Here is an 8,378-nt window from a genome sequence, read left to right on the forward strand (position 1 = left end):
TGCGCGGGTGCGCGGGGTAATGGTCACGTGAGTCTTATCCTTCTGGTAGGCCGGGAACCGGATCGTGGCCACCGGGGTGGAACGGATGGCAGCGACAGATGCGTCGCAGGCCGAGCCAACTCCCGCGCAGCGGACCATAGGCATGGATCGCTTGAGCGGTGTACTCGGAGCAGGAGGGCGTGAAGCGGCAGGTGGGCGGCGTGAAGCGGGAGACGCGCTGATAGCCCCGGATCAGGGCCACTAGAATTCTTCCAGTTACCTGTCCGGCTTGCTTGACCAGAACTCTCAGAGTAGAGGGCTTGCGCCTGCGCCGTGTTTTCATCACTCGCCACCGTCGTTTATGACTCCTGCCGGGTTAAAGACCCCTGCCTGCTGGAAAAGTTGCACCACCACAGTGCGTAGCTCCGCAAAATCTAGGGCGAGTGCGGGTGAGCGCACCACGACAACCAAATCATAGCTCTCTAGCCTAGGCAGAAGCGGCAGGCTCAGTGCCCGCAGGCGTCGCTTGACCCGGTTGCGGTCGTGCGCCTTGCTAGCCACTTTCTTTGATACGACAAAACCCAGCCGCGGCGTTCCCTGACTCTTGCGCCCTACATAAAGCGTCAGCGCCAGGTGATCCACCCGACGCCTGCGCTGGTAGGTCGCCTGAAAGTCCCGATGACGGACAAGCCGCTGGGGGCGAGGCAACATATTCTTAAAGAATGGACAGTGTCTCGTTGGACGAGCCGTTGTGAGGCAACTAGTCCTTGTGGGCGAAAACGGTCAGGGCGTGTCGGCCCCGCTGGCGACGGTTGCTCAGGACACGGCGACCCGTGGGGGTCTGCATACGGGCACGAAACCCATGTACACGCAGGCGACGGCGGTTTTTAGGTTGGAAGGTTCGCTTCATTATTCTCTACTCGCTCCGGAAATTTTAGACGGCATGAAAACGGCGCGGATCACTCCGCGCCGCACACAGAAGATTAATCTACCATGATTTGTCTCTTGATGCAATGTTTACCAGTCACAGACCGAGCCGTCTTCGTCGTAGAGATGCGGCGGTTTCCAGTCGTGGCCGAGCTTCTCCGCGAGGGCATCTTCATCGAGCTCGATTCCCAGGCCGGGTTTTGTGGGAAGCGGGACGTAGCCGTTCACGGGCACAAACGGCTCTTTGAGATAGCCTTCGCCCATGTTGACTTGCTCTTGAATGAGGAAATTGGGAATGCTAGCATCGAGCTGTAAACTCGCGGCGAATGCAATCGGGCCAAGCGGGCAGTGTGGTGCGATCCCAGCGTAGTAGGCCTCCGCCATTCCGGCGATTAGGCGGCACTCGAAGATACCTCCCGCGTGGGAGATATCGGGCTGGAGGATGGTCGCGGCGCGCTTTTCCAGTACCTCACGGAAGGCCCACTTGGTGAAAAGACGCTCGCCTGTAGCTATGGGTAAATGTGTTTTTCTAGCAATATCTGCCAGTATGTCTACGTTTTGGCAGTTGACGGGCTCCTCGATAAACATCGGCTGGTAGGGCTCCAGCGCCTTGATCAGCAGCATGGCCGTGGCGGGGGGGACGGCTCCGTGGAAGTCAATAGCGATATCCACATCCGGCCCGGCGGCCTCGCGCATGGCGGCAAATTTGTCGCGTACCCGCTCTACAAAACCGGGGGTCTCGATCATGCGCGGTGGACGGCCTCCTGAGACACCCGTCTTGATGGCCGTGTAGCCCTGCGCCAGCTTTGCTTGTACATTAGCCGCGCTCTGCTCCGGGTCATCGCCCAGGCCACAGTGGGAGTAGACGCGGATTTTATCGCGTGTCGGGCCGCCCAGAAGCTCGTAGATCGGCACGCCCAGCGCCTTTCCCTTAATATCCCATAGTGCCTGCTCGACCCCGGAGAGGGCACTGGTGAGAATCTCGCCGCCTCGATAAAATGCATGCCGGTAGAGCGCCTGCCAGTGGTGGATGATTTTTGTGGGGTCTTGGCCGATCAGTTCACTCTCCAGCTCCTTAATGGCCGTCGCGCAGGTCTCCGCACGCCCTTCGAGTAGCGGCTCGCCCAGTCCAACAATGCCCTCATCGGTGTGTATCTTGAGAAAGAGCCAGCGCGGCTGAATCAAAAATGTCTCCAGCTTGGTGATTTTCATACCTATACGATACCAGAAATTGTCTGTGGATAACTTAGTGACGAGGGCGGCGGCGGAAGCTGGGCCATCCGCTCGCGTAGCAAAAAACGACCACAGGCAACATAAACCTAGTACACACCTCTCGTCAAATACGGAGATTCTACCAACAATCTCCAGCAGAGAGATATGGAAAATCCACTCCCGTCGCCACCGCTGGACCTTATAGACTACGCTCTCAAGCAGGCACGCTGCTTGATCTGGCACGCCGATGTTTGCCTAGCGTCGGAGGAAGAACGGCAAGCTAGCCAGAGCGCCCGTAACTTCTGGGACATTACTCTCCTCAATGAAGCGACAGCGGAGCGCTGGCTATCCATTGCCAGGCATCCTGGAAACTCCTTTGCCACGGACCTGCTTCTGGCCCGCTCATCCACGGCACGAGTAGAAGGTGACGCGCTCTTTGCCGAGGCTTTCCGCGAGGGAAAAGAGCGGTGCTGTCGTGAGTTCTCTTTGACACTTGCCGATGGGGCCCAGCTCTGGCTTCACGAAGATGTCCAGCTAGAGCAAATCGAACCGCAGCGCTGGCGACTCGTAGGGATATTCACCGATGTCACGGCCCAAAAGCTCACGGAGTCGTATCTCATTCACGAAGCTTTCCACGACCCTCTCACGCAGCTCCCTAACCGATCCTACCTGATGAATCTTCTCCAAAAGAACAGTTCTCCGAACCGCACTCTGCTCTTCTTAGACCTGGATAACTTCAAGGCAATCAATGACAATCTGGGCCACACTACAGGGGATTTGGTCTTGGTCGAGGTTGCGAAACGGCTCCGGCTCAGTGTCGGCTCACAAGGCGATGTCATGCGCCTAGGGGGCGATGAGTTCACGGTTCTGATGCAGCCAGGCAGCACGAAAGCGGAGGCGCTGGCACTGGCGGCGGCAATTCTCGGACGGATCAAGGAGCCTCTCGAGCTCAATGGGCAGCCACTTCACCTCTCGACCAGTATTGGGATTACAGAGGGACGGAGCAGTGAAGCAGAGGACCTCCTGCGCAACGCCGACATTGCAATGTATGCTGCCAAGAGCCTGGGGCGTGGCTGTGCTTGTGTCTTCGACGACACGATGGAGCAGGACATCCGAACGCGCTTCGAGCTAGAGAATGCACTGCGAGTCGCAATCGAGTGGGAGATGATTACTCTTGAGTATCAGCCCGTCGTCTTGCTAGAGTCACAGGCAGTTGTTGGCTTAGAGTCACTGGCACGCTGGCACCACCCAACCCTGGGTACTATCCCGCCAGATCAGTTTATTCCGATCGCCGAAGAAACGGGCCTTATTATTCCTCTGGGGCTCCAGCTCCTGCGCCGCGTGTGCCGGAATGCCATTCAGTGGCATCGCTTCAACCCCGAGCTGGCAATAGCACTCAATATCTCGGTGGCACAGCTACAGTCCGCGACGTTTGCAGACGATGTCCTGGAGATCCTCCGTGAGACAGGCTTACCACCCGAGAAGCTGGTGCTGGAAGTAACGGAGAGCATCCTGGCTCACGGACGGGAGTACGTCTTGCTCCAGGTTCAGAAGCTCTACGATGCAGGTGTGGCTCTGGCGCTGGATGATTTTGGAACCGGGTACTCCTCCCTCTCTGCTCTGGGGGATCTTCCGATCCATGCCCTTAAAATAGATCGTTCTTTTATTTGGAATGCCACCGACTCTCTCCCCCAGCGTGCGAAGCGCCACCAGGCTCTGATTCGTGCCATGGCATCTGCGGCTCGTGCCCTTGATCTTTTGGTAGTGGCCGAGGGTATCGAGACGGCGGAGCAGTTGGCGATTGCGCAGGAGATGGGGTGCCAGCTAGGACAGGGGTACTACTTTAAAAGGCCCATGACAGAGCAGAGTGTGGAGGCGTTTTTATGCCATGCACCCCACGCCACCCCTCATGTCGCACGACAAGCGATGTTACGCCGGGCTGCCTAATGTGACACCAGGCTGCATAACGATATAATCGCAAGTTATGCAGCGCACTCTTGCCGACGCTCTGGAGACGTATGGCCCCGTCATGCGCCGCCGGTTCGTCCCGGCGTGCAAGCGAGCAAAGCTCGCCTTCCCTCCTCAAAAATTACTCCTTCTGGCTTTCAAAGACGAAAAAAAGCTAGAAGTCTGGGGGGCGAGCGGCGGCAGCGCGTATAAATTTCTCGCGGACTACACCGTGCAGGCGGCCAGTGGTGGCCCTGGGGTGAAGCGCCGTGAGGGAGACCAGCAGGTTCCCGAAGGCTTTTACAAAATCACAGCGCTCAACCCCAGCTCCCGTTTTCATCTCTCGTTTCGGGTGGACTATCCCAACAAAGAGGACATTGCCCACGCCACGGTGCCACGTGCGCAGCTAGGCGGCGATATCTACGTGCACGGCAACCACGTCTCGATTGGCTGCCTAGCGCTCGGAGATGACAAGATCGAGGAGCTATTTCCGCTGGTCGCAGCCGTGGGCCTCAAGAATAGCCGCATTTGGATTGCTCCTGGTGATCTTCGCGTGACATCTGCGCCTGCGCCCCTCAACGACGATCCCTGGGTGACGCAGCTCTACCAGCGCCTCACTCTCGCCCTAAAACCCTTCCGGCGATAATTAAAGCTTCACGAGCTTGATCTCGAACATCTTTGTCCAGAGCTTGCCCGTGACAAAGAGCCGATCGGTCTTGGCGTCGTAGGCGATTCCGTTAAGAACATCTTGCTGGTCTGGAAGCAGGCCGGTGAGGTTGATGATCCCCACAACCTTGCCGCTGGTCGGGTCAATGCGAATGATAAAGTCCGTTTGCCAGACATTGGCGAATATCTCGCCTTTTACCCACTCTAGCTCATTGATCTGCGTGACTGGCTGCCCCGCATTGGTGACCTGAATGCGCTTTTTAACCGTCCCCGGATTTTTGGGATCCAGGAAGCGGAGCGTGGCGGTGCCATCGCTCATGATGAGGTGCTCGGTATTATGGGTGAGCGCCCAGCCCTCGCCCGTGTACTTAAAAGTGCCCGTTCGTTTGAGCGTGTCTTTCTGGTAGATGAAGCCCGTGCCGTGCTTCCAGGTGAGCTGGTAGAGCTTGTCGCCGAAGATCGTGATGCCCTCACCGAAGTAGCGTGCCTCAAGGGTGGCTTTAGCCTTGTACTTGGGATTCTCCAGTGTCCGAATCCCGATCCAGGACTTGCCCTCTAGCCCTGCGCTCTCGTAGAGCAGGCCGTTGTGGATCTCGAGTCCTTCGGTGAAGGCATCGGTGTCGTGGGGGTAGGTATTGACCACTTTGTAGCCGTAGGTCGGTGGCTGTTGCGGGCGGGCGAACTGTCGGGGCATCAGGGGTATCCTCCAAAAAATCTAAGGGCCAAAGAAATCACGGACGCTCTGCGCCACATAGACGCGCTGCGCCTCGGAAAGTTCGGGAAATATCGGGAGCGAGAGCACTTCCGTACACGCCCGCTCGGACTCCGGATGGTCGCCTTGGCCGCCGCCGAAGCGCTGCGTGTAGGCGGGGGCCAGGTGCAGCGCCACTGGGTAGAAGATCCCTGTGGCGATCCCGCGCTCTGCAAGGAAGGCTTTGAGTGCCACTCGCCTGTTCGCTAAGACACGCACGGTGTACTGGTGAAATGTGTGGACATTGCCGGCCCGGGTCTTGGGGAGCACCAGGCCCTCAATGCCCGCGAGCGCCTGATCATAGAACGCGGCGTTGGTGCGGCGTGCTTCGTTCCAGACAGCAAGGTGCGGCAGTTTGACACTGAGAATCGCCGCTTGGAGTGCGTCTAAGCGCGAGCAGACGCCGACTAAGTGGTAGTCGTACTTGCCGCCGGAGCCGTGGAAGTGCAGCAGCCGGAGCTTGGCGGCTAGGGAATCGTCGTTGGTGAGGATCATTCCCCCATCGCCCGCCGCGCCGAGATTCTTGGTGGGGTAGAACGAGAGCGTGGTCAGCTCGCTCCACTGCGCTACTTCTTTTCCGTGCCGTGCGGAGCCGATTGCCTGCGCCCCATCGCCAATCAGCGGGAGGCCAAAAATGCGTAGTCCCTCCATATCGGCGAGCTGTCCAAACAGATGCACCGGGACAATGGCTTTCGTCTGGGAGGTGATTTTCTTGGCGACATCGACAGGGTCAAGCGTAAAGTGCACGGGGTCAATATCGGCAAAGACCGGGGTCGCACCCAGTAAAACAACCGTCTCTACCGTGGCCACAAACGTGAAAGGCGGCGTAATTACCTCATCGCCCGGGCCTACTCCCAGAGCCATCAAGGAAAGTAGCAATGCATCAGTACCATTGCCCACTCCGATCCCGTGCTTGGCACCGCAGAGCGCCGCGATCTGATTCTCGAACGCCGTGACTGTCGGGCCGAGAATAAATCCCCCCGTGGCCATCACGCGTGAGATCGCCGCATCAAGCTCAGACTTGAGCGCGGTGTACTGGGCGGGGAGATCCGCCATGGGAACCGTCATTCGATCCGCGTCCCCTTACGAAGTACCGTGCCCGCTGCCAAAACTGAGGGAACCGTCACAACGGTCTCGGCTTCAATATGGCAGCCATCATCCAGGATCACTCCGGTGAGCTGTGCGCCTTGCCCAACAATCACGCTTTCCTGGAGGACACAGTCGGTGAGGGTCGCGTTGGCCTTGATGCAGCAGCCCGGCCCGATCACTGTCCTGCCCGAGAGAGAGACACCCGGCCCGATCTTGCTCCCCGTGCCCAGATGCACGGTGGGGGCAATATGCGCTGTGGGGTCTACCTGAACATTCTCCATTGCCCAGTAGCCTAGTGCCACCCACTCGCCAGGAACCTCCACCGTGATGTCGCGTGAGAGAATTGCCTGGGTCGCTTGCCGGTACTGCTCAGGGCGACCGATATCCAGCCAGAATCCCTGCTGTGAAAGCGCATAGATGGGCTTGCCCTCAGCCAGAAACTTAGGATAGGTCTCGCGCTCAATAGAGACAGGGCGGCCCGTGGGAATGGCATCAAGGGCCTCGGGTTCCATAATATAAATTCCCGCGTTGATATAGTCTACGCCTGTGGATTCAATATTGGGGTTGGCAACCAGGGCTTTCTTTTGTGCCTCACTAGGCTCGCGGAACTCCTGTACCCGCCCTTCATCGTCCGTCACAATCACGCCGTAGGGCGAGGGGGAGGGAACATCCTTGAGGGCAAGGGTGACCAGAGCCTTCTTGCTTCGGTGAAAGTCAATGATTGAGGAGATGTCAAAGTCGGTCAGAATATCGCCATTGAGCACGACCAGCGTGTCACGGCCCGCGACCGTCTGTGCGTTTTTAATGGCACCGGCGGTTCCCAGAGGCGTCTCTTCATTAACGAACTGCATCTTTACCCCAAAACGCGAGCCGTCACCAAAGTGTGACGCTATCTGTTCGGACATGTAGTTGGTGCAGAAGATAATCTCATCAATGCCGTGGCGCTTGAGAAGCGCTACCTGGTATTCGAGAAACGGACGGTTCACCACGGGGATGAGCGGCTTGGGGCGAGTGTAGGTCAGTGGGCGAAGGCGGGTTCCGGCCCCACCCGCGATAATAATACCCTTCATAGTTGCAGCGTCTCTTTCAGATAAGTGCGCAACGCTGCGCCGTAGTCGGGATCGTTCATAGCGAAAGTCACAAAAGCTTTGAAGTAGGTCTCAAAGCCTCCGATATCGTGGCGTGTTTCTCCTGGCAACAGTGGCACCGCACTGCCAGGCACTCCTGCACGAAGCAGGAGCTGCAGAGCATCGGTGAGCTGAACCTCGCCGTTTTTTGCGGGCGGCGTTTTTTCAAGTGTCTCAAACAGGGTATCGGGCAGGGCGTAGCGTGCCGTTACCGCAAAATCACTGGGTGCGTCTTCCGGCGCGGGTTTTTCCACAATGTCTTTAATAGAGAAAGTGCCCCCCCCCGCCCCCAATAATGAGGAAGCCAGTGTCGGCGCGACCACTCCGTATTTCGAGAGCCGCTCACGGGGGACTTGCTGCACGGCGATGGCGATCGGAGAGTCCGCGGCCAGCACCCGGCGCGTCAACCCTCCGAGCGTCGGTTCCTCAAAGACTGCATCCCCCAGCGCCACCAGGAGGCGCGAGGCACCACTTGCCAGCGCGCGGGCTTGCAGAATCGCATCCCCCAGACCGCGCATCTCAGTCTGGAGCGCGTAGCCAAAGCTCTCGCCGAAGTGTTTGCGAAGAAACGCTTCTTTTTGAGGAGAGACGACAAAGACAATGCGCCCCACGCCAGCAGCCTGGAGCTCGGCAATAATGCGCTCCAGTGCCAGCGCGCGGCCCACAGGAAGCATTTCCTT

The 8,378-nt window shown here is 58.3% G+C and carries 10 protein-coding genes; 2 read left to right on the forward strand and 8 right to left on the reverse strand.

The window, feature by feature from the left end; translation table 11 throughout:
* Window positions 1–34 precede the first annotated feature (34 nt).
* The 4 genes from yidD to dgoD form a co-directional block, all read right to left on the reverse strand.
* Window positions 35–322 (reverse strand): membrane protein insertion efficiency factor YidD, encoded by a 288-nt coding sequence (gene yidD / locus ACH2EH_RS22555; protein ID WP_395145289.1) that lies wholly within the window; start codon window positions 320–322, stop codon window positions 35–37.
* A complete protein-coding gene (rnpA, locus tag ACH2EH_RS22560) occupies window positions 322–690 on the reverse strand; it encodes a ribonuclease P protein component (RefSeq protein ID WP_395145290.1) in 369 nt (122 codons plus the stop codon). Before rnpA ends, yidD begins: the two co-directional genes overlap by 1 nt.
* A gap of 49 nt (window positions 691–739) precedes the next feature.
* A complete protein-coding gene (gene rpmH, locus ACH2EH_RS22565) occupies window positions 740–889 on the reverse strand; it encodes a 50S ribosomal protein L34 (protein WP_309687190.1) in 150 nt (49 codons plus the stop codon).
* 107 nt (window positions 890–996) lie between these two features.
* Window positions 997–2,118 carry a galactonate dehydratase gene (dgoD, locus tag ACH2EH_RS22570; RefSeq protein WP_395145292.1) on the reverse strand — a complete coding sequence of 374 codons (1,122 nt, stop codon included), beginning with the start codon at window positions 2,116–2,118 and terminating at the stop codon, window positions 997–999.
* 165 nt (window positions 2,119–2,283) lie between these two features.
* On the opposite strand from dgoD, the gene ACH2EH_RS22575 reads away from it, so the two are divergent.
* Both ACH2EH_RS22575 and ACH2EH_RS22580 read left to right on the forward strand, forming a co-directional pair.
* On the forward strand, window positions 2,284–4,065 hold the full coding sequence (locus tag ACH2EH_RS22575) for a putative bifunctional diguanylate cyclase/phosphodiesterase (protein ID WP_395145294.1): 1,782 nt from the start codon (window positions 2,284–2,286) through the stop codon (window positions 4,063–4,065).
* A 37-nt stretch (window positions 4,066–4,102) separates the two neighbouring features.
* Complete coding sequence (locus ACH2EH_RS22580) at window positions 4,103–4,711, forward strand: murein L,D-transpeptidase family protein (protein ID WP_395145296.1); 609 nt, start codon at window positions 4,103–4,105, stop codon at window positions 4,709–4,711.
* Here the strand turns inward: ACH2EH_RS22580 and ACH2EH_RS22585 are convergent, their stop codons facing one another.
* The 4 genes from ACH2EH_RS22585 to ACH2EH_RS22600 all read right to left on the reverse strand — a co-directional run.
* Entirely contained in the window at window positions 4,712–5,425 is a 714-nt protein-coding gene (locus tag ACH2EH_RS22585) for a glutaminyl-peptide cyclotransferase (RefSeq protein WP_395145298.1), read from the reverse strand.
* 21 nt (window positions 5,426–5,446) lie between these two features.
* Window positions 5,447–6,550: a DegT/DnrJ/EryC1/StrS family aminotransferase gene (locus tag ACH2EH_RS22590; RefSeq protein WP_395145300.1), complete on the reverse strand. Its 1,104-nt coding sequence runs from the start codon at window positions 6,548–6,550 to the stop codon at window positions 5,447–5,449.
* Window positions 6,547–7,641, reverse strand: coding sequence for a sugar phosphate nucleotidyltransferase (locus tag ACH2EH_RS22595; protein WP_395145302.1), 1,095 nt, complete (start codon window positions 7,639–7,641; stop codon window positions 6,547–6,549). The genes ACH2EH_RS22590 and ACH2EH_RS22595 overlap by 4 nt, the downstream gene beginning before the upstream one ends.
* A partial coding sequence (locus ACH2EH_RS22600; RefSeq protein ID WP_395145304.1) for a sugar phosphate nucleotidyltransferase occupies window positions 7,638–8,378 on the reverse strand: 741 nt, incomplete at its 5' end. The genes ACH2EH_RS22600 and ACH2EH_RS22595, both read right to left, overlap by 4 nt.

The organism is Armatimonas sp., from assembly GCF_043760365.1.
Taxonomy (GTDB): Bacteria; Armatimonadota; Armatimonadia; order Armatimonadales; family Armatimonadaceae; genus Armatimonas.